Here is a 24,621-nt window from a genome sequence, read left to right as displayed (position 1 = left end):
CGCGCCGCGCCGCGCTCGACGCATCGCGGAAATTTGCCGACAACGCCATGGCGGCGCTCGCCACCGTCAATCAATAGATTCTAGCAATGGATTGTTGATGATCCGGATCATTCTGTTCCTGCTGCTGATCGCGCTCGCTGCCGCGGGTGCGGCCTGGATGGCCGATCAGCCCGGCGATCTCGTGATGTCATGGGGCGGTTTGCGCCTGACCTCCAAGCAGCCGATGTTCCTGCTCGGCCTCGTCATCGTGGTCGCCATGATCGCGGGGATGATTCTGCGCGGGCTGTGGAATATTCCCGGGCACGTCCGCCGCGGCCAGCGCGAGCGCCGTCGCGCCCGCGGCCGTCATGCCATTACGCAAGGCCTGCTCGCGATCGGCCATGGCGACTCCTCGGCGGCGCGCACGCACGCCGAAGCGGCGCGGCGTCACGCGGCAGGCGATCCGCTGGCGCTGCTGCTGCACGCGCAATCGGCGCAGCTCGATGGCGACCGCGACGGCGCGCAGCGAGCCTTCCGCGCCATGGCCGAGCGCGCCGACACGCGGCTGCTCGGCTTGCGCGGCCTGTTCATCGAGGCGCAGCGCGCCGATGACCCGGTGGCGGCCGTGATGATTGCCGAGGAAGCCTTGAAGATGTCGCCGTCCTCGTCATGGGCCTCGCATGCGGTGCTGGGGTTCTGCTGCGCCAAGGGCGATTGGGCCGGCGCGTTGTCGATCATCGACAACAACCAGTCGGCCGGACTGATCGACAAGGCGACCTATCGGCGGCAGCGCGGCGTGTTGCTGACCGCGCGCGCGCTGGAATTCGAGACGCTCGATCGCGACCTGTCGCGCTCGAGCGCGATGGAGGCGCTGAAGCTCGCGCCGACGTTGATCCCGGCCGCCGTGCTCGCCGCCAAGTTCGAGAGCGAGGCGCATCAGGTGCGCCGCGCGATGCGCATTGTCGAGACCGCGTGGCTGGCACAGCCGCATCCCGATCTCGCCGATGCCTATTCGCATGTGCGGCTCGGCGATTCCGCGCGCCAGCGCCTGGTGCGGGTCGAGACGCTGGCGGCGAAGACCCCGGGCCATATCGAGGGCGCGCTGGCGATCGCGCGCGCCGCGATCGACGCGGCCGAATTCGGCAAGGCGCGTGCGGCGCTGGAGCAGTTCACGGCCGCGCCGACCCAGCGCGTCGCGCTGTTGATGGCCGAGATCGAGCGCACCGAGCATGGCGACAGCGGCCGGGCGCGGGCCTGGACCCTGCGGGCGGTGCGCGCGCTGCACGATCCGGCGTGGACCGCCGACGGCTACGTCTCCGACCGCTGGCGCCCGGTGTCGCCGGTCACCGGCCGCCTCGACGCCTTCCAGTGGCAGACCCCGGTGGCGGCATTGCCGTCCGACAAGGGCAGCGCGATCGAGACCTCGCCGTTCGAGGAGGCGATGCTGGCGCCGCGGCGGGTCGAGCCGCCGAGAGAGGGGACCAGCGACCGGGAGGCCGCCAAACCGCCGGAGGCAACCAAGCCGGTTGAGCCGGTGGAGGCAAAAGCGATCGAGCCGGCGACGCAGGCGATGCAGGACAACGCGCCGCTGCCGGCGGCCATCGAGGCCGGGCCGGACCCTGCCGAACCCGCGGTATCGGAGCCGGCACCCCCGCCGGCGGCCGAGGCGGCGCCACCAGCGCCCGCTCCCTTGTTCCGCTCCCGGACTGACCTGCCCAAGGACCTGACAAAGGCCGCGCCGGCGCCAATCCCGGCGGTGATCCCGATCGTCCGGGCTCCCGACGACCCCGGGGTCGACGAGGACGGCGCGGTGGACGAATTTGCGGAACAAATCGGCCCACCGAAGGCTCAGGTGGGCGGCTGGCGTGGATTTCTGGCCCGTTTGGGAAGCTAATTCGCGGTTCGGCAATCACCGTGCGGTTAAATAACCGCGCCATCCTTGCCAATCGGGGTCATGCCCGATATCAGGTGGCGCGCAAGCTCAGGCAGTTGCCGAACGGTTCGCCGCAATAGCTCAGTTGGTAGAGCACGTCATTCGTAATGACGGGGTCGGGGGTTCGAGTCCCTCTTGCGGCACCAGCTCTCAAAAATTGTCCGGCACACTCCGTATCTTTGTCGCGAGCCGCGCCCGGCGCCCAATCGCTTTTTCGCTTTACTCGAAACTAAGCATCATTTGATGGAAGGGCGGGCGCTTGCGGCAAGCGGCGCGCGCGTCAGGTTCCCGTCAGGGTGCACACATACCATCAGCTCGAAGATTTCAGTCGCAACGCCGTTCGTTGAAAGAGCTGGACCAGGCACCATGCGTCCGAGGCTATTGGGTAGTTTATGCATCGCAGCGGCCGCGCTGCCGGTCGCCATCCATTTGCGTTTCGCCATTTGGGAGGTCTGGTGCTTCGCCCTCCTCGTTGGTGTCGGCGTCTACCTGTTGAGCGAGACTTTCGGCGGGCAAGAGGTCGCGCGGAGCGAGTGAGCCATCGCGCGCTGAATCGCATTGGCTGAAGCGCCGGGCCAGATCGACCACAGTCGTACGCGCGCGTGACGCATCTCACGAAGTCCATCGCCCGACCGCGCTAGTCTCGCCGTGAGCAACGGGAGACCAACAATGCGCAAACTCATCTTGATCACGGCGATGGTGTTGGCTTCCGCCGCCGCGCAGGCCGGCGAACGAAGCCTGTCGCTGGGCGGCGCGGCGTCGCTTCCGGCCACGGCATCGAATTCGGTGGGTGCGGCCGGCAAAGTTACCGATGCGCCGGTGATGCCCGCCGTCGAAACGCCGCCGCAGTCGCCGCAGGCGCCAAAATATGTCGAGCGCGCTGCGGCGGTGGCTGCGCCGGTCCCGCAGCCGCAAGCCCAGCCGACGGCGGTGCGGCAGGCCAACGTCCAGCCGTCAATGGCGCCCGACGCCAGGCCGGCAGGCGCGTACCGGTCGAGCCATCACCGCCACGCACGGCGCTGGACCGAGGGCCGCATCATCGGCGAGCTGCATCGCCACGGGATCTACTGGTAGGCGCGCGTTCGGTTTCATCATGCCCCGGCGAGCTTTGCCGAGCATCAGCCGCTGCTTTGCATGGGGTTGTTTTCGATATTTGGCCGCGCGCATCTGCGGCAGGGAACTCGGCCACCGTCGCCCGCAGTGACTTGCCGGTCGTCGACGTCGGCATGACAAACGAAAGCGCCCCCGGATCGGATCCGGGGGCGCTTTGCGTTGAACGTGTTCGAGGCGTGGGCTGCGTTACTCGACGGTCTGCACGACGTTGCCGATCGGCCGGCCGGTTGCGATCGGCTTCTCGGTCTTCGCCATCATCGCGTCGTATTCGGGCAGCGTCTCGATCTGGGTCTTGGCCTTCATCCAGACCACCTTGTAGCCGCCTGCCTTCAGCTTGCGCAGCAGCGTCGGCAGCGCCTGCGCGGTGTGCTTCTGCAGGTCGTGCATCAGGATGATGCCCTTGTGCTCCTTGTCGAGCTTGGTCATCACATTGTTGATGACCTCGTCGGAGTTCTTGGACTTGAAGTCGTTGGAGTCGACGTCGACCGAGAACATCGCGATGTTGCGGCTGCCGAGATAGGCGGTGGTCGCCGGCGTGTGCGCCAACGCAGGGAAGCGGAAGAACGGAGCCGGGTTGCTGCCCAGCGCCAGCTTCACGGCGCTAAAGCCCTTCTCGATCTCATCCTTGGCCTGCTGCTCGGTGATCTTCTTGCTCGCCAGGTGAGCGTGCGACCAGGTGTGGGCGCCGATGGTGTGGCCGGCGGCGGCGACCTGGCGCAGGATATCAGGGTGATAGGTGGTGTGCAGGCCGATCGGGAAGAACACCGCCTTGGTGCACTCATCCGCCAGCGCCTTGAGCACGGCAGGCGTGGTCGGCCACGGACCGTCGTCGAAGGTCAGCACGACCTCATGGTCGGTCAGGAAGTCATATTGCTTGTATTGCAGGAAGCCGAAGCCGGGGCCACCCGTGGTGTCGACCACGACGGTGCGGCTGACGCCGAGCGCGTCGGGATTGTTGCATTTCGGCATGGCCGCGACGGGGGCCGGCATCGGCGCCGGCGCCGGCGCGGGGGCCGCGGCCGGAGCTGCTGCCTGGGTGGCATCGGCGCGCTTCGACAGCGCGGCGGTCGTCTCGACATCGTCCTTGGCGGCCAGTTTCGCCGCCGCCGGAAGCGGATCGGCCTTGGCCGCGGCCGTGGTTTGGGGAGGCGCCGCGTCGGCACGCGGGGAGGAGGTCCAGAACCACACGCCGGCGATCACGATCGCCGCCACAACACTGGCCAGCATCAGGCCCAACGCACTACGCATCGCTACACACTCTCTCGGGACTTAAGGACACGCCACAGCCGTAACGAGCGATTAATGCCAACAAGGTCTTAACGCGATCCCAACAAGGCGCCGGGACCGTAAGAAAAAGCGCGCTTTGCCTATGCGTGATGACCATCACAGTCTTCGGGCGCGCGCTGAAGCAGGATCGGACATCAGACAACGGGCGCCGCGATCGGTGGCGCCGATGGGAGCCGATCATGACCACCATTTTCAAAGGCCGGGTTCTTCGGGACATTTGCAGGGCCGCCGTCGCGCTGGCGGTTGCGGCGAGCATCGCGTCGCTGACCTCGAGCGCGAGCTACGCGTTCAGCGCCGAGGCGCAGCAGATGTGCACCGGTGACGCCTTCCGCCTGTGCAGCTCCGAGATTCCGAACATCCCGAAGATCACGGCGTGCATGGTCAAGAACCGCTCCCAGCTGACCAGCGGCTGCCGCGTCGTGCTGGATCGCGATCTCGCGGCCCAGCGCCGGGCCGCCGCCGAGTGATTGCAGTGCACCAATGGGCTTCGCCGCCGGCGGCGAAGCCGCAGGGCTTCTTCGCGGCACCGAAACGCTATAGAACCGGCGTTGCGTTCCTTAGAGGCTTTGAGAGATGACCCGATTTTTGTTCGCCGTGGTTTCGCTGGTTTCGCTGGTTTTGCTGACGTCGGCCGTCTCGGCACAGCAGGGGCGTGACGCCTGCTCGCGCGATGCCTCGCGGTTCTGCCGCGCCCACCTCAGCGAGGGCGATCAGGTCGTGCTCACCTGCCTCAAGGAGCATCGCAGCCGGCTCAGCAAGGCATGCCAGCAGACGCTGACGGACAACGGGCAGTAGCAGACCTAGGTACTGCTCCCCGCCGCGGTCGCGACCACCGGGATCACCTCCTTGGCGGCGCGGTCGGGGGTCTCGTCCTTCCAGCGCACCGAGCCGAACGGCCGCTCCAGCATCCGGCGCACCCGGATCGGCTCGGCGCCGATGTGGAAGTCGGCCGCCTTCTGATGCAGCTCGCGTTCGATCTGGGTGGCGCGGTTGCGCTGGCGCAGGAAATCGAGCCAGGTCGGGCAATGATAGCGCTCGGTCCAGAGTTCGGGATCGGCGATGTCGCGCGCGATCGACCAGCCATAGGCGCCGTTGCACTGCCGGCTGAGCTGCACGTCCTGCATCACGTTGTGGAAGGCGCGGGCATTGTCCTGCGCCACCCGGTACTCGATCTCGACCACCAGCGGTCCGCTGCGCCCGGTCAGTTGCAGCTGCACCTGGGGATCGGCGAGCACATCGGTCGCGTCCTCGTTGCGCGCGCCGATCGGCGGCATCCTGAGCCAGATGCCGAGCACCGGCGACAGCAGCATCAGGCCGGCGGAGATCAGCAGCGCCATCTCGACGCCGCCCACATCCGTGATGCGGCCCCAGCACCAGCTTCCGATCGCAATGCCGCCGGCGATCGAGGCCTGAAAGGCTGCCAGCGAGCGGCCGGCGACCCAGCGCGGCGCCGATAGCTGCACGCCGATATTGAACAGCGCAATGGCCAGCATCCAGACCGCGCCGGCAACCACCAATGCGGCGGCGGTGATCACCGGCTGCTTGCTGACGGCCACCGCCGCGATCGCCGCGCCCATCGTCAACGCGCAGGCGCGGATCGCGGCTTCGCCGCTGAGCCGGCTGCGGATCGCGCTGATGTTGAGCGCGCCGATCACGGCGCCCATGCCGAAGGCGCCGAGCATGATGCCGTAGGTCTGTGCGCCGCCATGCAGCAAGTCGCGCGCCACCAGCGGCATCAGCGCAGAGACCGAGCCGCCGATGATGCCGGTTACCATGGTGCGGGTCAGCACGATCCTGATCGATGGCGAATTGGTGATGTAGCGCACGCCGGAGACGATGGCGCGGTTGAGCCGCTCGCGCGGCAGCCGCGACGGCTCGCTGACGCGATTCCACAGGAACAGCACGACCAGCAGCGGCAAATACAGCACCGCATTGGCGGCGAAGGCCGCCACGGCGCCGGCGGACGCCACCACGATGCCGCCGATCGCGGGACCGAAGCTGCGCGCGATGTTGTAGCTGATGCCGTTCAGCGCGACCGCCGCGGGCAGCGTCTCCGACGGCACCTGCTCGCTGACCGAGGACTGCCAGGCCGGGCCGAACAGCGCCATGCCGCTGCCGACCACGAAGCACAGCGCGAGCAGGATGTTCGGCGTCACCAGATTGAGCCAGGCCAGCACCGTGAGCGTGGTGGCGCCGGAGAGCGCGATCATCAGCGAGACCAGCGCCACGATGCGGCGGTCATGCATGTCGGCGATGGCGCCGGCCGGCATCGAGATCAGCATCACCGGCAGCATCAGCGCGGTCTGCACCAGCGCGACCTTGTCGGCCTCGGCGGTCATCTGGGTCATCGCCCATGCGGCGCCCACGCCCTGAATCAGGATACCGAGATTGGAAAGCAGGCTGGCGAGCCAGATTCGCCTGAAGATTGAATGCTGTAACGGTGCAGTGATACTGTCGGCGCGGTCACGCGGTTCGGTCATATCCGGTTCCGGTTGGCCTGCTATGGCTTGTTGAAATGATTCCGGCTGCATCAACTGATGCCCGGCAAACGCGTGCGCTGTCCAGCGATTACGCTATGCTTGGCGGCTGTAGGACACAGCTAAAGCCCTGAAAGGCTTGGGGAAGGGGAGCAATGGCGCTGTCGCGGCGGGGGTTTTTGCAAGGGGCCGGCGCGCTGTCCCTGCTGGCTGGCCGGCTTACGGTCCCGGCGCTGGCCCAGCCAGCGCCCACTGCCGACATCCCGCCGATCCTGTTCGTGCACGGCAATGGCGATCACGCCGCGCTCTGGCTGACGACGCTGTGGCGGATGGAATCCAATGGCGTGCCGCGCGAGCGGATGGCCGCGATCAATTTCACCGATCCGCTGGCGCGCGCCGATGACAAGGTCGAGCAGGCGGGGCGCTCCTCGACCGAGGACCAGCGCCGCGCGCTCGCCGAGGCGGTCAGGGAGCTGAAACAGAACACCGGCGCCGCGCGGATCGCGCTGGTCGGCAATTCCCGCGGCGGCAACGCGATCCGAAATTTCATCAAGAATGGTGGCGGCGGCGAGATCAGTCACGCGGTGCTGTGCGGCACGCCCAATCACGGCGTCTACGCGTCGGACGACGGCCTCGGCAACGAGTTCAACGGCCGCGGCCCGTTCCTGCGCGGGCTGAACGACGGTGACAGCGAGGTGACTGTCGGCACCGCGTTCCTGACCTTGCGCAGCGACGGCCTCGATAAATATGCGCAGGCCGACGGACGCTTCATCGGCAAGCCGGGTACCCCGACCAACGTCACGACGGAAGGTCCGGCGCTGAAGGGCGCGACCAATCTGGTGCTCGGCGCGGTCGATCATCGCGAGACCGCGTATCATCCGCGCGCCTTTCGCGAGATCTACAAATTCATCGCTAGCCACGAGCCGTCGCGGATCGAGATCGCGCCGGAGCAGTCGGTGAGGTTGAGCGGCCTCGTCACCGGCACGCCCGGCGGCGTGCCGACCAACCGGCCGGTGCCGGGCGCCACGGTCGACATCTATCACGTGGCGGCGGAGACCGGCGAGCGGATCGGCGGCCCGCTGCACAGCTCGCAGACCGGCGCCGACGGCCGCTGGGGTCCGGCGCAGGTCGATCCGTCCTGGCCGCTCGAATTCGTGCTGACGTCGCCTGACGCGGTGACGACGCACATCTATCGCTCGCCGTTTCCGCGCTCCTCCGAGATCGTGCATCTGCGCGCGGCGCGGCCGCTCACGCCTGCCGATGCCGGTGCGGGCGCCATCGTGCTGATGTCGCGGCCGCGTGGCTATTTCGGATTGCCGCGCGACATCGTGCTGTTCGACGGCAAGGAGCCGGCCGACGTCAAATCCGGGGTGCCGACCGACGCGGTGACGACACTGCGGCTGGCCGCGGCCGAGATCGGCCGTCCGGTCGCCGCGATCTTCAACGCCGAGCGCATTGTGATGCGGGCCTGGCCGGCGTCGGAAAACCGGATTGCGGTTGCCGAGCTGACTTACTAGGTCTTGTGAAACGGTCCGCGCGCCTTCATGGCGCCGGGATCGCAAGGCCGGATCGGCCGATGCGTGAGGCAGGAAGCGAGGACCATGAGCATAGCCGAAGTCTACGATATCACGGTCACGCGGCGCCCCCTGGTCCCGCCGGCGCCACCGCGCGCGTCCGACGACATGGGCGCATTCGAGCGGATGCGCGTGATGCGCAACTCGCCGATCGAGACCTGGGGCCAGCGCGCCTATCAGGACGACATCGTGCAGGGCCGCTTCTTCGGCCGCTCGAGCTTCATCCTCAACACGCCGGATGCGATCCGCCATGTGCTGGTCGACAATTACGAGAACTACCACCGCACGCCGGTCGGGCTGCGCGTGCTGCGCCCGATGCTGGGCGAGGGGCTGCTGATCGCCGAAGGTCGCGCGTGGAAGCATCAGCGCCGTACGCTGGCGCCGGCGTTCACGCCGCGCGCGGTGACGACGCTCGAGCCCTACATGATCGCGGCGGTCGACGAGACCATCGCCAAGTTGAAAGGTGCAAGCGGCGGCCCGGTCGATCTGCGCGAGGTGATGCAGCGCATGACGCTGGAGATCGCCGGCCGCACCATGTTCTCGTTCGGGATGGATCGTCACGGCGCCGCGCTGCGCGACTTCGTGATGGAGTATGGCGACACGCTGGCGCGCCCGCATATGCTCGACCTGCTGCTGCCGTTGAGCTGGCCGACCCCGCAGGATTTCCGCCGCGCCCGCTTCCGCAAGCGCTGGACCGCGTTCGTCGGCCAGCTGATGGCCGAACGCCGCGCCGCCGGCAAGGATGACAATGCGCCGGCGCGCGACCTGTTCGACCTGATGGGCACCGCGCGCGATCCCGAGACCGGTGACGCCTTCACCGACGCCCAACTCGGCGACCAGGTCGCGACCATGATCCTGGCCGGCCACGAGACCACCGCGACCGCGCTGTTCTGGGCGCTCTATCTGCTTGCGCTCGATCCCGAGACCCAGGAACAATTGGCGGCAGAAGTCAGGAGCGTGGCGACATCGGGCGCGCTCGACGTCGAGCGGCTGAAATTCACCCGCGCGGTGATCGACGAAACCATGCGGCTCTATCCGCCGGCGTTCCTGATCGCGCGTGCGGCCGGCGGCCCCGATACGATCGCGGGCCGTTCGGTCAGCAAGCATGACGTGGTTCTGATCGCGCCGTGGCTGTTGCACCGGCATGAAAAGTTGTGGCGCGATCCGAATGCGTTCGTGCCGCAGCGGTTCATGACCGGAACGCCGCCCGATCGTTTCGCCTATTTGCCGTTCGGCGTCGGCGCACGGGTCTGCATCGGCGCGCATTTCGCGCTGGTCGAGGCGACGCTCGCGCTTGCCAAGATCATCGGCGCGTTCCGCGTCGCGCTCGCCGACAAGGATCCGGTGATCCCGATCGGTGTGGTGACGACCCAGCCGAACCGCTCACCGGTGTTTACGATCAAGCCGCGCTGACCTTGTGCGGCCGCTTCCAAATGCTCATCTAGAGCGAGATGAGATGAGGTTGAATCATCATCTCGCTTTGGCCTCTTGTTTGCGCATGATCTTTTCGGAAAACCGCTTCGCACTTTTCCGGATCATGCTTTAGGTGCTCACCATGAGCGATACGCAGGCCCAGTTCGCAGTTCTCAGGCAGACGACCGATCCGGCCGTCGTCGATGCGATGCAGCAGTTGATCGTCGATGGCCATGATCGCGAGCTCAATCGGATCAACGCGCTGGATTTCTCCGATCGAACCGGGCTCGATCAGGAGAAGGTGATCGCAGGCTTCCTGCATGCTTCCCGGCTCGGTCTGTTCGACATGAGTTGGAACGTGCTGTGTCCCGGGTGTGGCGGCGTGCTCGATGCCCACACCACGCTGAAGTCGTTGCGTCACGACGACTACAATTGCGCGCTGTGTGCCGTCGGCTACGAGGCTTCCGTCGACGAGCTGGTCGAGGTCGCCTTCACGGTGAGCCCGCGGGTCCGTCACATTGCCGCGCACGATCCCAACACGCTGCCGATCTGGGAATATTTCCGGCAGATGTTCTGGAGCTCGGGAATCGAGTTCGACGAGAGCTCGCTGTCGACCCTGATCAACGAGGTGACGCTGGAGGGGCTCGAGTTGCCGCCCGGCGAAAAGGCGATCCTGTCGCTCAACCTGCCCAATCAATTCGTGATCGTGTTCGAGCCGGTGACGCATTCGGCGCACTTCTTCGCCATCGAGGGCGAGCCCACCACAGAACGCCAGCAGTTCTCGATCGCATTCAACAAGTCGCATGCCCCGACCGGCACCTCGACGATGCGGCCCGGGCCGCTGCGGCTCGCGCTGGAGAATCACGCCGATGTTCGCGTGCTGCCGTCGGTGTGGGTCGCCGGCGATCCGCTGCACAAATTGCTTGGGAAGCGCAAGCCGATCCTCACCGCGAAGCGGATGCTGTCGAACCAGACCTTCCGCGACGTGTTCAAGGCCGACAACCTCACGGTCGACCAGCGGCTGAAGATCACCGCGCTGACCTTCCTGTTCACCGACCTGAAGGGCTCGACCGCGCTCTATGAGCGGGTCGGCGATCTCGCCGCATTCGATCTGGTGCGCGCGCATTTCCACGCGCTGCTCGAGATCATCGCCTCCGAGCGCGGCGCCGTCGTGAAGACGATCGGCGACGCGGTGATGGCGACCTTCATCCGGCCCGAGCATGCGTTGTCGGCGGGCCTGCGGATGCGCGCCGCGATGAAAGAGCTCAATGCCGAGCGCGGCAAGGAGGACTTGATCGTCAAGATCGGCATCCACGAGGGGCCGTGCCTCGCGGTGACGCTGAACGAGCGGCAGGATTATTTCGGCCAGACCGTGAATATCGCAGCAAGGGTACAGAGCCTGTCGACGTCGCAGGAAATCCACCTGACCCAGCCGGTGATGGAATCGGCCGAGGTCGCGGGTATTCTCGATCGCGCGGCGATCAAGCCGATCCAGAAGGAAGCCGCGCTGCGCGGCATCGCCGACAAGCTCGTGGTGTACGAGATACCGTAACCATATTGCGAAACCGTAATGCTTGCCGAAACGTAATGCCGCTGCCGGAACCCGCACGGATTGCGCGGGTTCTGTTTCCACGCCATATAGATTTCAGCACGGCGTGCCAGATTACGCCAAAAGGCTTCCAGGCTTCATTCCACAGAGAGAGCAATGCTCGACGGACTCCGCCAATTCATTGCCGATATCGTGTCCCCCGATGCACAGGCCGACCGCGCTTTCGACGATGGCGACTATCGTCTGGCGGCGACCGCGCTGTTGGTGCATGTCGTCTCGCTGGACGGTGAACCGACGGTCGCCGAGAAGCGCAAGCTGCACAGCCTGATCGAGAGCCGCTTTCAGCTCGATCCCGGCACGGCCGACAAGCTGATCGCCTCGGCGATGCGGGTCGAGGGCGAGGCTGTGGATCTCTATCACTTTACCAGCGTGATCATGCGCTCGGTGAATGAGGAAGGCCGGCTGCGCATCGTCGAGATGATGTGGGAGCTGGTCTATGCCGACGGCCAGGTCAGCGAGTTCGAGGACAATGTGGTCTGGCGCGCCGCCGATCTGCTCGGTATTTCCTCGCGCGACCGTATCGATCTCAAGCATCGGGTCGCCGAGAAGCAGGCTGCGCTGCCGAAGGGCCCCTGGGGCACCGCAGACGCGGCAATCTGACACGGTTGTGTGCGCAAGCGCGCCGACATCACAAATGACGAAATTTTAATGTCGATCGCGATCCGCTGCGATGGCAGGCGATCCCGGCTTAAAATCTGGCGTTTCATTGCCTATTCGGCGCCGCATCATTGTCGACAAGCCCATACACGGCTTGCGTCCCACCGCGTGCCTATGCTCTCGTCGCCTTGTTGAGGACCTCACCGGAATTTGCAGTAAGAGTTTGAAGTCGTGACCGAGCGTGTGACGCTGATAACCGGGGCATCGGCGGGCATAGGCACCGAACTGGCGCGCGTGTTTGCATCGAACGGCCATCGTGTGGCGCTGGTGGCGCGGCGTGCCGAGCGTTTGCAGGCGCTTGCCGCCGAGCTCGGGGCCAAGGGCTCCGCGGCGCCGATCGTCATTCCCTGCGACCTCCAGCAGACCGACGCCGGCGACCGGATCGCACAGGCCCTGACCGAGGCCGGGGTCGAGGTCGAATACCTGGTGAACAATGCCGGTTTCGGCCTGTTCGGCCTCGCGGTGACACGCGATCGCGCCGACCAGCTCGACATGATCAATGTCAACATCCGCGCGCTGACCGACCTGACGCTGCGCTTCGCCGATCAGTTGATCCGCAACCGCGGCGGTATCCTCAATCTCGGCTCGATCGCCGCGTTCCTGCCGGGACCCGGCATGGCCGTGTACTACGCCAGCAAGGCCTATGTGCTCTCGTTCTCGGAAGCATTGCGCTGTGAGCTGGCGCCGCAGGGCGTGCGCGTCACCGTGGTTTGCCCGGGACCGGTGCCGTCCGAGTTCCAGGATCGCGCTGGCTTCACCCCCGGATTCGATTCCGCTCTCCTGAATGTCACGCCTGCCGAGGTTGCCCGTCAGGCCTATCGCGGCCTGATGGCCAACAAGCGCGCCGTGCTGCCCGGCGCCTTCATCAAGCTGGTGCCATTCCTGCTCCGGTTGTTCCCGCGCTCCTTCGTCCTGATGGCGGTCGGCGGCTTCCAGCTCCGCAAGCGCTAGCCACAGCTCGCTTCACCGGAAAAGCCTCCGTCGAGCGCCGTTAAGGCTGTTTCTGGCCCGCGATTTGCTTTGCCTGGGTGTGCGCGAACTCACACGATGTTAACGACCACTTAGCTATGATCGTGCCTTACGTGCCGAAGATTCAAGCAGAGGCAATGTCGTTCCGGTCTGACCATCCCCGTGTCGTGGTGCCCTTCGCAGGCCGAAGGCCGGCCGCGATCACGCCGGTGGAGCAGATCTCGGATCAACCCGCGCTGCGGCCAGTCCTGATCGTGCTGCATCAGGAGACATCGACCCCGGGGCGGATCGGCAACGCGCTGCGGGCGCTGGGCTACCCTCTCGACATCCGCCGCCCGCGCTTTGGCGACGCGCTGCCGGAAACACTCGACGCGCATGCCGGCGCGGTGATCTTCGGCGGCCCGATGAGCGCCAACGATCCCGATGATTACGTGCGGCGTGAGATCGACTGGATCGCGGTCCCGCTGCGCGAGCAGCGTCCGTTCCTGGGCATCTGCCTCGGCGCGCAGATGCTGGCACGGCAACTCGGCGCGCGGGTCGCGCCGCATCCGCAGGGTCGCGTCGAGGTCGGTTATTACCCGGTCAGGCCGACCGAGGCGGGCCGCGCGCTCTGCCCGGACTGGCCGGCGCGGGTCTATCATTGGCATGGCGAAGGCTTTCAACTGCCCGACGGCGCCGACCTGCTCGCGACAGGCGACGATTTCCCGGTGCAGGCGTTCCGGTTCGGCAACGCCTTCGGCCTGCAATTCCATCCCGACGTGACCTACGCGATGATGCATCGCTGGACCACGCGCGGTTGCGCGCGCATGGATTCGCCGGGCGCCCAACCGGGTAATCTGCATTTCGCCGAGCGCGCCGTGCACGATGCCGCCGAGCGTGCGTGGCTGAAGCATTTCGTCGATGGCTGGATCACCCGCGTGCCGCGTGCGGTGATGCTGCAAGCCGCCGAATAGCCGCCACGCGGAATTTCACGCCGCCTTTTCATGTGCAGGGATGTGCTACTGTCGGCGGCGGCACGCGGCCCGCATCGTCGCGCGCACCAATAAGAACAACGCAAAGGGAGATCGCCGTGAGCTACGAACACATCCTCTATGAGGTCAGCGACAGGATCGCGACCATCACGCTCAATCGGCCCGACCGCATGAATGCGTGGACGGCGATCATGGAGCGCGACGTACGCCACGCGATGGATGCCGCATCCAACGACGACAATGTTCGCGTTATCATCTTGACCGGCGCGGGCCGCGGCTTCTGCGCCGGCGCCGACATGGAAGCGCTGAAGGGGATCGATCCCAACGAGGTCAGGCGCGGCGAGGGCGTCGCGTTCGACATGAACCGCCGCGCCGATTGGCAGACGCGCTACGCCTATTACCCCGCGATCAAGAAGCCCGTGATCGCGATGCTCAACGGTGCCACCGCCGGCATCGGTCTGGTCCACGCGCTGTATTGCGATTTGCGCTTCGCCGCCGACAGCGCGGTGTTCACCACGGCCTTCGCGCGCCGCGGCCTGATCGCCGAGCATGGCATCAGCTGGATGCTGCCGCGTATCGTCGGCCATGCCAACGCGCTCGATCTGTTGATGTCGGCGCGGCGCGTGTCGGCGGCGGAGGCGCTGCGCATCGGCCTCGTCAACCGGCTGTGCGCGCCGGACAAATTGCGCGAGGAAACCTATGCTTATGCCCGCGACCTTGCCGACTTCGTCTCGCCGAGCGCGATCGCGGTGATCAAGCGCCAAGTCTACGACGTGCCGTTCCAGACGCTGGCGGAAGCCACCATCGACGCCAACCGCGAGATGCAGATCGCGCTCAAGGGCAATGATTTCAGGGAAGGCGTCGCGAGCTTCGTGGAGAAGCGTCCGCCACGGTTTACGGGGACGTGAGGGGGACTGGGGCGGAGTCTGCCGAACCAGCCCGGCTTCGCCCTCCGGGCTACGCCGCGACAGCCTTCGCTTGCTCCGCTACGATGGGCTGTCCGGGCTTGCCGAGCCGAAGCTCGCGAAGCGAGCGAAGGCTGGTGGAGCCAGGCGGGATCGAACCGCCGACCTCGTCATTGCGAACGACGCGCTCTCCCAGCTGAGCTATGGCCCCATCGCGGCCGGGTAGTGCTGAGTGTCCCGGCCGACAGCAGGGCGCCATTTACAGTGCCGCCCAAGGCCAAGTCAAGAACGGCGAAACGGCTGTTTTCAGCCCGCCCTGCCGGGAACTTCCCTTGTTTGCAGGGGGATGAACCGATATCTAGCAGGGTATCCTACCTGCGAGCCCCCACCACATGCGCGCCGTCCTCGAAATCATCCTGCTCATACTGGACTTGTACGTCTATATCCTGATCGGATCGGCCATCCTGTCCTGGCTGATCGCGTTCAACGTCGTGAATACGCGCAATCAATTCGTGGCGGCGGTCGCCGAGTTTCTCTATCGCGTGACTGAGCCGCTGCTGCGGCCGATCCGGAACGTGTTGCCGAACCTCGGTGGGCTCGATATTTCGCCCATCATCCTGATCCTCATCATCTATCTGATCCAAAAACTCATCGTCTATAATGTAATGCCGCTCGTCATCGGATACTGATGGATCCCTGGCGCTATTCGACCCAGGGCATCAGCATTGCCTTGCGCGTGACGCCGCGCGGCGGCCGCGACGACATCGACGGGATCGAGACGCTGGCCAATGGCCGTTCCGTGGTGAAGGTCCGGGTCCGCGCCATTGCCGAGGGCGGCGAGGCTAACCGGGCGGTGACCGAGTTATTGGCCAAGGCGCTCGGCGTGCCCAAGGCCAGGGTGAAGTTGCTGTCGGGTGCGACCTCACGGCTGAAGCAGGTGGCGGTCGATGGCGATCCGCGGCAGCTTGGCGATGCCTTGAGGAAATTGACCGGGCCGAACCGAGACACAAAGGACTGACATGACTGCCCGCATCATCGACGGAAAAGCCATCGCCGCCGAGCTTCGCGCCCGCGTCGCCGCCGAGGTCGCCCGGGTCAAGCGCGACCACCAGCTGACGCCGGGCCTCGCCGTCGTGCTGGTCGGCCATGATCCCGCGAGCGAGGTCTATGTCCGCAGCAAGCACACCCAGACCCAGGCCGCCGGCATGGCCTCGTTCGAGCACAAGCTGCCAGAAGACGTGTCGCAGGCAGATCTGCTGGCGCTGATCGCGCGGCTCAACCGCGATCCGCTGGTGCATGGCATCCTGGTGCAATTGCCGCTGCCGAAATCGCTGCACACCGAGACCATCATCAACGCGATCGACCCGGCCAAGGACGTCGATGGCCTGCATCCGAACAATGCCGGCCGGCTCGCCGGCGGCCAGGCGGCGCTGTCGCCCTGCACGCCGCTCGGCTGCATCATCCTGACCAAGAGCGTGCATGCCTCGCTCGAGGGCATGAACGCGATCGTGATCGGCCGTTCCAATCTTGTCGGCCGCCCGCTGGTGCAATTGCTTCTGAACGAGAACGCGACGGTGACGATCGCGCATTCGCGCTCGCGCGATCTGCCAAAGCTCTGCGCCCAGGCAGATCTGGTCTATGCCGCGGTCGGCCGGCCGGAAATGGTGCGCGGCGACTGGCTGAAGCCCGGCGCGACGGTGATCGATGTCGGCATCAACCGCATTCCGGTGCCCGGCGGCAAGCCGAAGCTGGTCGGTGACGTCGCATTCCAGGAAGCGCTCGATGTCGCCGGTGCGATCACGCCGGTGCCGGGCGGCGTCGGCCAGATGACGGTGGCGTGCCTGCTGGTGAATACGCTGCGCGCCGCCTGCGCGATTGCCGGCCTGCCCGCGCCTGCGGTGTAGCTCCTCTTACCTCGCCCCGCCTGCGGGGAGAGGTCGACATTCAAGCACAGCTTGAATGTCGGGTGAGGGGGAGCCTCCGCGGATTCCCTGCGCGCCGAATGCGTGGATAGAGCCCCTCACCCCAACCCTCTCCCCGCAAGAGCGGGGGCGAGGGAGTATTGACGGCTACGCCGTTACTTCTTCTTCGCGCGCTCGATGCCTTCGAGGATCAGCTTGCGGGCTTCTTCGGCGTCGCCCCAGCGCAGCACCTTCACCCATTTGCCCTTCTCGAGATCCTTGTAGTGCTCGAAGAAGTGCTGAATCTGTTGCAGCGTGATGTCCGGCAGGTCGCTGTAATTGTGTACCTTGTCGTAGCGCTGGGTCAGCTTCGATGACGGCACCGCGATGATCTTCTCGTCGCCGCCAGCCTCGTCTTCCATCAGCAGCACGCCGACCACGCGGACGCTCATCACGGCGCCCGGCACGATCGCGCGGGTGTTGACGATCAGCACGTCGCAGGGATCGCCGTCGCCCGACAGCGTGTGCGGAATGAAGCCGTAATTGCCGGGATAGCGCATCGGCGTGTAGAGGAAGCGGTCCACCACGAGCGTGCCGGCTTCCTTGTCCATCTCGTACTTGATGGGCTCGCCGCCGACGGCAACCTCGATGATGACGTTGACGTCGTGGGGCGGGTTCTTTCCGATCGATATGGCGTCGATACGCATGGATTGCTCCGCGTGGTCTTTTGGAAGTTGAAAGCGATGTGATTTTGGTTTTGGCGCCAGCGGACGCGAAACGGCATGAAGCCCGGCCTTGAGACCGGGCATGCCCCCGCGCGCAGCGCTAAGGCTGGTTTAGCCTTGCTGCAGCTGCGAGAGAAGCAGGATTTTCAGTTGGCCCAGGCGAAAGCGACCTTGTCGAGCGACTTCGGCCCGAACCGCTCCGAGGAGCGTGCCACCATCCGGCCGCCCAGCGCGCGGTAGAACTCGGTCGCCGGCTCGTTGTCCGACAGCGCCCAGATCACCATGGTCTTGAGGCCGCTCTGCATCAGGTCGCGGCGGGCCGCGGCGAACAGCCGCCGGCCGAAGCCGAGGCCCTGGAATTCCGGGCGCAAATACAGCTCGTAGATTTCGCCTTCGAAGTGCAGGCTGCGGGCGCGGTTGCGGCCGTAATTGGCGTAGCCCGCGATCCTGTCGCCGAACACCAGCACGCTGACGCGGCTGCCCTTGCGGATCGCGCTGTCCCACCACTGCGGGCCGCGGCGGTTGATCAGCTTTTCGAGTTCGGCGCCGGGAATGATGCCCTGGTACGCCGAGCGCCAGGCTTCGTCATGGGTAGACGCCACCGAGGCTGCGTCTGCAGCTTTGGCCGGCCGGACCTCGATTAGCGTTGTGCTCATGCATGTAATCAAAGCAAGTCAGAGGGCCGCCTTCAAGGTCCATCGTTAATTATCGGTTAACCTGTGGATTTTTTGCATCAGTGCCATGAAAACTTGTACCGAAAGAGGACACTGGCCCGGCTCAAACGGCTGGCCGCCGATCCGGTGCTGTGTACAGCATGGATCGCGTGCGCTCCATGACAAGGCCATCGCTCGAAAAATGCCCTCCGCGTCTGATTCGCCGACGGAATTTCGCCCGCCAATCCGGCTCCGGTGGCGCTGCTTCGATTTCGTCATGTCTGTACGACCGCGGTGGATTTTCGCGCGCACCCCATCTATGGCGGTACTGGTGCGCGCCGAAGCTGGCCTGATGACGAGCGGATCGCGATGACGCTCTACTTCCTGATCAAATACCTGCATGTGCTCGGCGCCATCGTGATCCTCGGCACCGGGACCGGCATCGCCTTCTTCATGCTGGCGGCGCATCGCACGGGCAATGCCGCGTTCATCGCGCGCACCGCGGCGACCGTCGTGATCGCGGACATGATCTTCACGCTCAGCGCCGTATTGCTGCAACCGGTCAGCGGCGGGCTGCTGATGATGCTGTCGGCAACAGGCCTGACCGAACGCTGGCTGCTGGTGTCGCTGGCGCTCTACGCGCTGGCCGGCGCCTTCTGGGTTCCCGTCATCTTCATGCAGATGGAGATGCGCGACCTCGCGCAGGCGGCTGTCGACAAAGGCCTTCCGCTGCCGCCGCGCTACCATGCGCTGTTTCGTCGCTGGTTCCTGTTCGGGATTCCCGGCTTCGGCTCGGTGATGATCATCCTGTGGCTGATGATTGCGAAGCCTTTTTGAAGCATGATCCGGTACCTATGAGTGACAAAGCATCACACAACATCCTCGTGCTCGGTGCCTCGGGCCTGATCGGCCGTTACCTCACCGACGATCTGAGGGCGCGCGGCTTTCGCGTGATCGGGATCGCGCGGCATTTCGCGCCGGCCCAGAAGATCAGCCCGGCCGATCTCGAACTGCCGCTGATGGCGATGGATGCCGCTGATCTGACGCAGCTTCTGCGCACGCATGAGATCGATGTCGTCGTCAACTGCCTCGGCGTGCTGCAGGATGGCCCCGGCAGCGACACGGGCGCGGTGCATCGCGACTTCGTCGCGCGGCTGCTCCAGGCGATCCACGACAGCCGCCGCGCCGTCCGTCTGGTGCACATCTCGATTCCCGGTACTGCCGATGAGGATCGCACCGCCTTCAGCACCACCAAGCGCGAAGCCGAACGGCTGATCGCGGCATCGGGGATCGCCCATGCGATCCTCCGCCCGGGCTTTGTCATCGCGCCTTCGGCCTATGGCGGCAGCGCCATGCTGCGCGCGCTGGCGGCGCTGCCGGTCGATTTGCCGGCCGCCGAGGCCGCGACGCCGTTCCAGCCGGTCGCGGTCGAGAACATCGCCGCGACCATCGCCTGGCTCGCGGCGCGCGAGATCGCCGACGAGCGCGTGCGCTCGGTGACATGGGACCTGATGCAGCCGCAGCCGATCTCGCTCGGCGGCGTCATCGCGCAGTTTCGCTGGGCGTTTGGCACGTCAAAGCAGTTTCGTATCGTATCGCCGTCGTTCCTGATCGATTTCGGCGCCCGTCTCGGCGATCTCACGAGCCGGCTCGGCTGGATGCCGCCGATGCGCTCCAATGCGATCGCCGAGCTGCGCCGCGGCGTCAGCGGCGATCCCGTGGCCTGGATGGCAGCGACCGGCATCGTGCCGACAACGATCGCGCAAGTGGTCGGCAGCCGACCCGCGACCATCCAGGACAAATGGTTCGCGCGGCTGTTCCTGATCAAGGCGCTGATCTTCGCGAGCCTCGTGCTGTTCTGGGTTGCTTCCGGCTTCATCGCGCTGGTCATCTCCTATGATGCCGCCGCCGGCATCCTGAGCGCGCATCATTTCCCGCCGGCTCTGGTCGGACCGGTGACGGTCGTGACCAGCCTGATGGACATGAGCATCGGCGTGCTGATCGCGATCCGCCGTACCGCCGCGTTCGGTCTTTTCGCGGGCATCGTCGCTTCGCTCGGCTACATGGCGGGATCGGCGATCCTGACGCCCGACCTCTGGATCGAGCCGCTCGGCGCGTTGGTGAAGACCGGGCCGGCGATCGTGCTGATGCTGGTGGCGCTACTGATGCTGGACAATCGATGAAGAGCTGGCCCGACGACGACGTGATCCTCTACGACGGCGTCTGCATCTTCTGCTCGCGCTGGGTCCGCTTCGTCATCGCCCGCGACACGGCCCGCCGCTTCCGCTTCACGCCGATCCAGTCCGACTACGGTACGCGGCTGGCGAGGACCTTCGGTATCGATCCCGATGATCCCGACACCAACGCCGTGGTCCATGGCGGCATCGCCTGGACGAAGTCGGACGCGGCGCTGACGGTGCTGAGCCATCTCCCCGGCTGGCGCTGGACCCGTGCGCTGTTCGCGGTGCCACAACCGCTGCGCGACGCCGTCTACAGCCTCGTCGCCCGCAACCGCTATCGGATCTTCGGGAAGTATGAGACGTGCTTCGTGCCGGATGCGGATATGCGGGCGAGGGTGCTGGAGCGAAATGAGAAGGGGACAAACGGTGGCGTTGATCAAGAGGTTCGATGAGAGATACATGGAGAGAAATTCCATCCACGACGGAATCGAGGCGCGCTATTCGATTTTCGAACGTGACGGAAGAAGTTTCCTTCAAATTGACACGTATGGTCGAGCATCCCGCGAAATGCCGGAGAAGAAGAGCCAATCAATCCAGCTAGATCGCGATTCCGGATTGGAGCTACTCAAGATTCTGAAGCGAGCGTTCCACGTCGACTGACATCCACCACTTCCCTCGCCGCCCGTTCCCCCGAATCCCGCGCGCCATGCGCGGTCGAGAAGAAATGTGGCGACGTGGCTTCTCCCGCGAAGAACAGCCGGCCGTCGACCGGGGCTGCCAGCATGGCGCGCTTGCCGGCATGGCCGGGCAGGGCGTGCGAGTAGGAGCCGCGGGCGAACGGGTCGTGGGCCCAGCGCGATTCGCTGAGCGGTTTCAGCTTGCGGCGGAAGTCGTTGCCGAGGAAGGAGACGATCTCGTCGATGCTGTGCGCGGCGATGGCGCCGTCGCCGGCGTCCTCGAGCGCTTGCGCAAAACGGCCGCCGAAGAAGCCTTCGATGCAGGGCTGGCCGAACGGACGGATGTGGTAGGTGCCCATCTCGGTGCGCATGGTGGCGCCGCGCAGATTGCCTTCCTTCGGTAGCGCCTCGGGTTCGGCGAGCGCCAGGGTCACCTTGTCGGCGAGGCCGAGCGGCAGGCCGCGCGCGGCATCGAGCTTGTCAGGTAACGCGGGCGAGAAGCGGATCGCCTCGATGGCGATCAGATTGGTTGGCACGGTGACGATCACCTTGTCTGCCTCCAGCGTGCCGCGCGAGGTCTCGATCCGGATGCGCTTGCCGGAATGATCGATCAGGGGGACCTCGCAGTTCAGCGCGACGGGGACCTGCTCGCCGTATGCTGCGACCAGCGCGCCATAGCCGCGCCGCACCCGCCAGTTGACGTTGCTGTCCTCATAGGCGTCGAAGTCGAGGATCGAGAGCTGGTCGAGCTCGCAGCCATTCACATAGGTCGAGATCGCATCGATCATCGGGTTCCAGCGGTTGCCGGGCTCGAGATAGCGATCGGCCGAGGCGTCCTTGCCGCTGCGTGCAGCCTCTGCGATGCGTTCGTAGAACTCGTCCATCGCCCGCATGAACGCATCACGGTCGGCCTGCGGGAATGCCTTGCCGTAGGCGCGCTCGCGCCACGGCGGCAGGTCCTTGTTGACGTCGAAGTCGAGTTGCCTGGCAATGCCGACAAAGCTGTTCTGGTCGGCTGAGTGTAGCCAGCCGCAACCGACGTCGAACACCACGTCGGGTGCGGCCTGGATCGTATGCGCGCGGCCGCCGAGGCGGTCGCGGGCTTCCAGAACGATGCTCGAGAGGCCGGTGCCCTTGAGCGCATGCGCGGCGCCGAGGCCGGCGGCGCCGGCGCCGATGATGGCGACATCGATGCTGGAAGGAAATGAGCTCATGTCCCGGCTCTAGCACGTCCGCCGCCGGGCCTGAAGCTGCCGCGTGCATGACTGTCATCGCCCGCGAAAGCGGGCGATCCAGTATTCCGGAGACGGCTGTGATTGAGCCGATGGGGCGCGGCGTACCGGGTGCCCCGGTCGCCGGGGCACGGCAGATTAGCTTACGCTACCGCTTCCTTGGCCTTTTCGGCGCGCTTGCGGTCGTTCGGATCGAGATGCTTCTTGCGCAGCCGGATCGACTTCGGCGTCACCTCGACGAGCTCGTCGTCCTCGATATAGGCGAGCGCCTTTTCGAGCGTCATCCGGATCGGCGGGGTCAGGCGCACCGCTTCGTCCTTCGAGGTGGTGCGGATGTTGGTGAGCTGCTTGCCCTTGAGCACGTTGATCTCGAGGTCATTGTCGCGGGTGTGCTCGCCGACGATCATGCCCTTGTAGACCTTCCAGCCCGGCTCGATCATCATCGGGCCGCGATCTTCCAGCTTGAACATCGCGTATGCGACCGCTTCGCCCTGGTCGTTGGAGATCAGCACGCCGTTGCGGCGGCCCTGGATCTCGCCCTTGTAGGCGGCATAGCCGTGGAAGATGCGGTTCATGATCGCGGTGCCGCGGGTGTCGGTGAGCAGTTCGCCCTGGTAGCCGATCAGGCCGCGGGTCGGCGCGTAGAACACCAGCCGCAGGCGGTTGCCGCCGGACGGGCGCATCTCGATCATCTCGGCCTTGCGCTCGCTCATCTTCTGCACGACGACGCCGGAGTGCTCCTCGTCGACGTCGATCACGACCTCCTCGATCGGCTCCTGCCAAACGCCGGCTTCGTCCTTTTGCAGCACGACGCGCGGGCGCGACACCGAGAGCTCAAAACCCTCGCGGCGCATGGTCTCGATCAGGATCGCGAGCTGCAATTCGCCGCGACCCGACACTTCCATCGAGTCCTTGTCGGCGGCTTCGACGACGCGCAGCGCGACGTTGCCTTCGGCCTCACGCAGCAGACGGTCGCGGATCATGCGGCTCGTCACCTTGTCGCCTTCGGTGCCGGCGAGCGGCGAATTGTTGACGATAAAGGACATCGACACCGTCGGCGGGTCGATCGGCTGCGCCTGCAACGGGGTGTCGACGGACGGATCGCAGAACGTATCGGCGACCGTGCCCTTGGTCAGGCCGGCAATCGCGACGATGTCGCCGGCTTCGGCTTCGTCGAGCGGCGTGCGCTCGATGCCGCGGAACGCGAGGATCTTGCTGATGCGGCCCTGCTCGATCAGCTTGCCGTCGGCGCCCAGCACCTTGACGGCCTGGTTGGGCTTGATGCTGCCCGAGGAGATGCGGCCGGTGATGATGCGGCCGAGGAAGTTGTTGGCCTCGAGGATGGTGCCGATCATCCGGAACGGACCTTGCTCGACCTGCGGCGGCGCGACGTGGCGCACGATCAGGTCGAACAGCGGCTGCATGCCGGCTTCCTTCGGTCCATCCGGGCTATCCGCCATCCAGCCCTGCTTGGCCGACCCGTAAAGGATCGGGAAGTCGAGCTGTTCTTCGCTGGCGTCGAGCGCCGCGAACAGGTCGAACACCTCGTTGATGACTTCGGTCGGCCGTGCGTCGGGGCGGTCGACCTTGTTGATGACGACGATCGGCTTCAGTCCGACCTTGAGTGCCTTGGAGACCACGAATTTGGTCTGCGGCAACGGGCCTTCGGCGGCGTCGACCAGCACCAGCGCGCCGTCCACCATGTTGAGGATGCGCTCGACCTCACCGCCGAAATCGGCGTGGCCGGGGGTGTCGACGATGTTGATGCGGATGTCTTTCCACTGCACCGAGGCGGCTTTCGCCAGAATGGTGATGCCGCGCTCACGCTCCAGATCGTTGGAGTCCATGGCGCGCTCCGCAACCTTCTGGTTTTCGCGGAAGGTGCCGGATTGCTGTAGCAGGCGGTCGACGAGGGTGGTCTTGCCGTGGTCGACGTGGGCGATGATGGCGACGTTGCGAAGGTTCATGGCTCTTCTTCTGGTCGTGCAATGGTCAGATGCGCGATCTCGCCGAACCGATTTGGCCGGCCGCTCGCTCACGTGGCCCGATCGGGGCCCGGATCACGCTCATACCCAAGAAATTTGACGGGGACGCATCACCCCAAAAAGGAAGCCGGTCAGCGGACCGGGCACCTCGTGCGTTGCGGCGCAATATAGTCAGAAAACGTCAAAAAACAACGGTTTGTTGGTCGTTTGGAGCACGATTTCGGGCCGGATCGGCGGGTTTTTGCCGGGCTCCGGAGGGATTCGGCCGGTTCCGGGAGTTCCGGCGTCCGCCGCCTGTAGCCTTTCACGTTCCGATGGAATCGGCACGGGGCTCTCGGCGTTTGTCTTGACGCGTTGTCTTCACGCGAACCGGTATCCACT

23 protein-coding genes and 2 tRNA genes are annotated in these 24,621 nt (G+C 65.7%); 18 read left to right on the top strand and 7 right to left on the bottom strand.

Annotated elements, in window-relative coordinates; translation table 11 throughout:
* Positions 1-97: 97 nt before the first annotated feature.
* The 3 genes from B2W55_RS18150 (at position 98) to B2W55_RS18140 (ending at position 2,986) form a co-directional block, all read left to right on the top strand.
* The gene (locus B2W55_RS18150) at positions 98-1,873 is read left to right on the top strand and encodes a heme biosynthesis protein HemY (protein WP_024583145.1); all 1,776 of its coding nucleotides are present in this window, start codon (positions 98-100) and stop codon (positions 1,871-1,873) included.
* A 109-nt stretch (positions 1,874-1,982) separates the two neighbouring features.
* A tRNA-Thr gene (locus tag B2W55_RS18145) sits at positions 1,983-2,058 on the top strand.
* Between the two features lie 523 nt (positions 2,059-2,581).
* Positions 2,582-2,986, top strand: coding sequence for a hypothetical protein (locus B2W55_RS18140; protein WP_024583146.1), 405 nt, complete (start codon positions 2,582-2,584; stop codon positions 2,984-2,986).
* A gap of 225 nt (positions 2,987-3,211) precedes the next feature.
* On the opposite strand, the gene B2W55_RS18135 is transcribed toward B2W55_RS18140, so the two are convergent.
* A complete protein-coding gene (locus B2W55_RS18135; RefSeq protein WP_024583147.1) occupies positions 3,212-4,273 on the bottom strand; it encodes a polysaccharide deacetylase family protein in 1,062 nt (353 codons plus the stop codon).
* A 218-nt stretch (positions 4,274-4,491) separates the two neighbouring features.
* On the opposite strand from B2W55_RS18135, the gene B2W55_RS18130 reads away from it, so the two are divergent.
* Together B2W55_RS18130 and B2W55_RS18125 are read left to right on the top strand one after the other, a co-directional pair.
* Positions 4,492-4,779, top strand: coding sequence for a hypothetical protein (locus tag B2W55_RS18130; RefSeq protein WP_024583148.1), 288 nt, complete (start codon positions 4,492-4,494; stop codon positions 4,777-4,779).
* Between the two features lie 106 nt (positions 4,780-4,885).
* Positions 4,886-5,107, top strand: a complete 222-nt coding sequence (locus tag B2W55_RS18125) for a hypothetical protein (RefSeq protein WP_024583149.1) — start codon at positions 4,886-4,888, stop codon at positions 5,105-5,107.
* Between the two features lie 5 nt (positions 5,108-5,112).
* Here B2W55_RS18125 and B2W55_RS18120 read toward each other — a convergent pair whose 3' ends face one another.
* A complete protein-coding gene (locus tag B2W55_RS18120) occupies positions 5,113-6,792 on the bottom strand; it encodes an MFS transporter (RefSeq protein ID WP_024583150.1) in 1,680 nt (559 codons plus the stop codon).
* 152 nt (positions 6,793-6,944) lie between these two features.
* Between B2W55_RS18120 and B2W55_RS18115 the strand changes: the two genes are divergently transcribed.
* The 7 genes from B2W55_RS18115 (at position 6,945) to B2W55_RS18085 (ending at position 14,890) form a co-directional block, all read left to right on the top strand.
* Positions 6,945-8,306 (top strand): hydrolase, encoded by a 1,362-nt coding sequence (locus B2W55_RS18115; RefSeq protein WP_024583151.1) that lies wholly within the window; start codon positions 6,945-6,947, stop codon positions 8,304-8,306.
* 84 nt (positions 8,307-8,390) lie between these two features.
* Entirely contained in the window at positions 8,391-9,776 is a 1,386-nt protein-coding gene (locus B2W55_RS18110) for a cytochrome P450 (protein ID WP_024583152.1), read from the top strand.
* A 142-nt stretch (positions 9,777-9,918) separates the two neighbouring features.
* Positions 9,919-11,328, top strand: coding sequence for an adenylate/guanylate cyclase domain-containing protein (locus B2W55_RS18105; RefSeq protein WP_024583153.1), 1,410 nt, complete (start codon positions 9,919-9,921; stop codon positions 11,326-11,328).
* A 153-nt stretch (positions 11,329-11,481) separates the two neighbouring features.
* Positions 11,482-11,985 carry a TerB family tellurite resistance protein gene (locus B2W55_RS18100; RefSeq protein ID WP_024583154.1) on the top strand — a complete coding sequence of 168 codons (504 nt, stop codon included), beginning with the start codon at positions 11,482-11,484 and terminating at the stop codon, positions 11,983-11,985.
* A gap of 228 nt (positions 11,986-12,213) precedes the next feature.
* Entirely contained in the window at positions 12,214-12,993 is a 780-nt protein-coding gene (locus tag B2W55_RS18095) for an SDR family NAD(P)-dependent oxidoreductase (protein WP_024583155.1), read from the top strand.
* A gap of 155 nt (positions 12,994-13,148) precedes the next feature.
* Positions 13,149-13,964 (top strand): glutamine amidotransferase, encoded by an 816-nt coding sequence (locus B2W55_RS18090; RefSeq protein WP_024583156.1) that lies wholly within the window; start codon positions 13,149-13,151, stop codon positions 13,962-13,964.
* A gap of 116 nt (positions 13,965-14,080) precedes the next feature.
* The gene (locus B2W55_RS18085; protein ID WP_024583157.1) at positions 14,081-14,890 is read left to right on the top strand and encodes an enoyl-CoA hydratase; all 810 of its coding nucleotides are present in this window, start codon (positions 14,081-14,083) and stop codon (positions 14,888-14,890) included.
* A gap of 132 nt (positions 14,891-15,022) precedes the next feature.
* On the opposite strand, the gene B2W55_RS18080 is transcribed toward B2W55_RS18085, so the two are convergent.
* Positions 15,023-15,098 (bottom strand) — tRNA-Ala (locus B2W55_RS18080).
* Between the two features lie 181 nt (positions 15,099-15,279).
* Here B2W55_RS18080 and B2W55_RS18075 point away from each other — a divergent pair.
* Genes B2W55_RS18075 through folD form a run of 3 tightly spaced genes read left to right on the top strand, consistent with a single transcriptional unit; the run spans position 15,280 to position 16,791 of the window.
* Positions 15,280-15,576 carry a YggT family protein gene (locus tag B2W55_RS18075; protein WP_024583158.1) on the top strand — a complete coding sequence of 99 codons (297 nt, stop codon included), beginning with the start codon at positions 15,280-15,282 and terminating at the stop codon, positions 15,574-15,576.
* Positions 15,576-15,905, top strand: a complete 330-nt coding sequence (locus tag B2W55_RS18070) for a DUF167 domain-containing protein (protein ID WP_029879667.1) — start codon at positions 15,576-15,578, stop codon at positions 15,903-15,905. The genes B2W55_RS18075 and B2W55_RS18070 overlap by 1 nt, the downstream gene beginning before the upstream one ends.
* A 1-nt stretch (position 15,906) precedes the next feature.
* Positions 15,907-16,791 (top strand): bifunctional methylenetetrahydrofolate dehydrogenase/methenyltetrahydrofolate cyclohydrolase FolD, encoded by an 885-nt coding sequence (gene folD / locus B2W55_RS18065; protein ID WP_024583160.1) that lies wholly within the window; start codon positions 15,907-15,909, stop codon positions 16,789-16,791.
* A gap of 173 nt (positions 16,792-16,964) precedes the next feature.
* Here the strand turns inward: folD and ppa are convergent, their stop codons facing one another.
* Together ppa and B2W55_RS18055 are read right to left on the bottom strand one after the other, a co-directional pair.
* Complete coding sequence (gene ppa, locus B2W55_RS18060) at positions 16,965-17,495, bottom strand: inorganic diphosphatase (protein WP_024583161.1); 531 nt, start codon at positions 17,493-17,495, stop codon at positions 16,965-16,967.
* Positions 17,496-17,659: 164 nt separating this feature from the next.
* Positions 17,660-18,169, bottom strand: a complete 510-nt coding sequence (locus tag B2W55_RS18055; RefSeq protein WP_024583162.1) for a GNAT family N-acetyltransferase — start codon at positions 18,167-18,169, stop codon at positions 17,660-17,662.
* Positions 18,170-18,535: 366 nt separating this feature from the next.
* Between B2W55_RS18055 and B2W55_RS18050 the strand changes: the two genes are divergently transcribed.
* From B2W55_RS18050 to B2W55_RS18040, 3 genes are read left to right on the top strand one after another with little or no spacing between them, the layout of a single operon-like run.
* A complete protein-coding gene (locus B2W55_RS18050; RefSeq protein WP_024583163.1) occupies positions 18,536-19,003 on the top strand; it encodes a DUF2269 family protein in 468 nt (155 codons plus the stop codon).
* A 17-nt stretch (positions 19,004-19,020) separates the two neighbouring features.
* A complete protein-coding gene (locus B2W55_RS18045; protein ID WP_024583164.1) occupies positions 19,021-20,349 on the top strand; it encodes an SDR family oxidoreductase in 1,329 nt (442 codons plus the stop codon).
* Positions 20,346-20,798: a thiol-disulfide oxidoreductase DCC family protein gene (locus B2W55_RS18040; RefSeq protein WP_024583165.1), complete on the top strand. Its 453-nt coding sequence runs from the start codon at positions 20,346-20,348 to the stop codon at positions 20,796-20,798. Before B2W55_RS18045 ends, B2W55_RS18040 begins: the two co-directional genes overlap by 4 nt.
* Before the next feature lie 173 nt (positions 20,799-20,971).
* On the opposite strand, the gene B2W55_RS18035 is transcribed toward B2W55_RS18040, so the two are convergent.
* The gene (locus B2W55_RS18035) at positions 20,972-22,237 is read right to left on the bottom strand and encodes a flavin monoamine oxidase family protein (protein WP_024583166.1); all 1,266 of its coding nucleotides are present in this window, start codon (positions 22,235-22,237) and stop codon (positions 20,972-20,974) included.
* A 161-nt stretch (positions 22,238-22,398) separates the two neighbouring features.
* Positions 22,399-24,222 (bottom strand): translational GTPase TypA, encoded by a 1,824-nt coding sequence (gene typA, locus B2W55_RS18030; protein ID WP_024583167.1) that lies wholly within the window; start codon positions 24,220-24,222, stop codon positions 22,399-22,401.
* Between the last annotated feature and the right edge of the window lie 399 nt (positions 24,223-24,621).

The organism is Bradyrhizobium sp. UBA2491 (assembly GCF_002341725.1).
Lineage (GTDB): Bacteria > Pseudomonadota > Alphaproteobacteria > Rhizobiales > Xanthobacteraceae > Bradyrhizobium.
This window is presented reverse-complemented; position numbering and strand designations above follow the sequence as displayed.

Excerpts from the sequence above, each read along its gene's own strand:
- B2W55_RS18035 (WP_024583166.1), bottom strand. The coding sequence starts at position 22,237 with ATGAGCTCATTTCCTTCCAGCATCGATGTCGCCATCATCGGCGCCGGC.
- ppa (WP_024583161.1), bottom strand. The coding sequence starts at position 17,495 with ATGCGTATCGACGCCATATCGATCGGAAAGAACCCGCCCCACGACGTC.
- B2W55_RS18040 (WP_024583165.1), top strand. The coding sequence starts at position 20,346 with ATGAAGAGCTGGCCCGACGACGACGTGATCCTCTACGACGGCGTCTGC.
- B2W55_RS18115 (WP_024583151.1), top strand. The coding sequence starts at position 6,945 with ATGGCGCTGTCGCGGCGGGGGTTTTTGCAAGGGGCCGGCGCGCTGTCC.
- B2W55_RS18045 (WP_024583164.1), top strand. The coding sequence starts at position 19,021 with ATGAGTGACAAAGCATCACACAACATCCTCGTGCTCGGTGCCTCGGGC.
- B2W55_RS18055 (WP_024583162.1), bottom strand. The coding sequence starts at position 18,169 with ATGAGCACAACGCTAATCGAGGTCCGGCCGGCCAAAGCTGCAGACGCA.
- B2W55_RS18070 (WP_029879667.1), top strand. The coding sequence starts at position 15,576 with ATGGATCCCTGGCGCTATTCGACCCAGGGCATCAGCATTGCCTTGCGC.
- B2W55_RS18120 (WP_024583150.1), bottom strand. The coding sequence starts at position 6,792 with ATGACCGAACCGCGTGACCGCGCCGACAGTATCACTGCACCGTTACAG.
- B2W55_RS18090 (WP_024583156.1), top strand. The coding sequence starts at position 13,149 with ATGTCGTTCCGGTCTGACCATCCCCGTGTCGTGGTGCCCTTCGCAGGC.
- B2W55_RS18050 (WP_024583163.1), top strand. The coding sequence starts at position 18,536 with ATGACGCTCTACTTCCTGATCAAATACCTGCATGTGCTCGGCGCCATC.
- B2W55_RS18135 (WP_024583147.1), bottom strand. The coding sequence starts at position 4,273 with ATGCGTAGTGCGTTGGGCCTGATGCTGGCCAGTGTTGTGGCGGCGATC.
- B2W55_RS18110 (WP_024583152.1), top strand. The coding sequence starts at position 8,391 with ATGAGCATAGCCGAAGTCTACGATATCACGGTCACGCGGCGCCCCCTG.
- B2W55_RS18125 (WP_024583149.1), top strand. The coding sequence starts at position 4,886 with ATGACCCGATTTTTGTTCGCCGTGGTTTCGCTGGTTTCGCTGGTTTTG.
- B2W55_RS18150 (WP_024583145.1), top strand. The coding sequence starts at position 98 with ATGATCCGGATCATTCTGTTCCTGCTGCTGATCGCGCTCGCTGCCGCG.
- B2W55_RS18130 (WP_024583148.1), top strand. The coding sequence starts at position 4,492 with ATGACCACCATTTTCAAAGGCCGGGTTCTTCGGGACATTTGCAGGGCC.
- typA (WP_024583167.1), bottom strand. The coding sequence starts at position 24,222 with ATGAACCTTCGCAACGTCGCCATCATCGCCCACGTCGACCACGGCAAG.
- folD (WP_024583160.1), top strand. The coding sequence starts at position 15,907 with ATGACTGCCCGCATCATCGACGGAAAAGCCATCGCCGCCGAGCTTCGC.
- B2W55_RS18075 (WP_024583158.1), top strand. The coding sequence starts at position 15,280 with ATGCGCGCCGTCCTCGAAATCATCCTGCTCATACTGGACTTGTACGTC.
- B2W55_RS18140 (WP_024583146.1), top strand. The coding sequence starts at position 2,582 with ATGCGCAAACTCATCTTGATCACGGCGATGGTGTTGGCTTCCGCCGCC.
- B2W55_RS18100 (WP_024583154.1), top strand. The coding sequence starts at position 11,482 with ATGCTCGACGGACTCCGCCAATTCATTGCCGATATCGTGTCCCCCGAT.
- B2W55_RS18105 (WP_024583153.1), top strand. The coding sequence starts at position 9,919 with ATGAGCGATACGCAGGCCCAGTTCGCAGTTCTCAGGCAGACGACCGAT.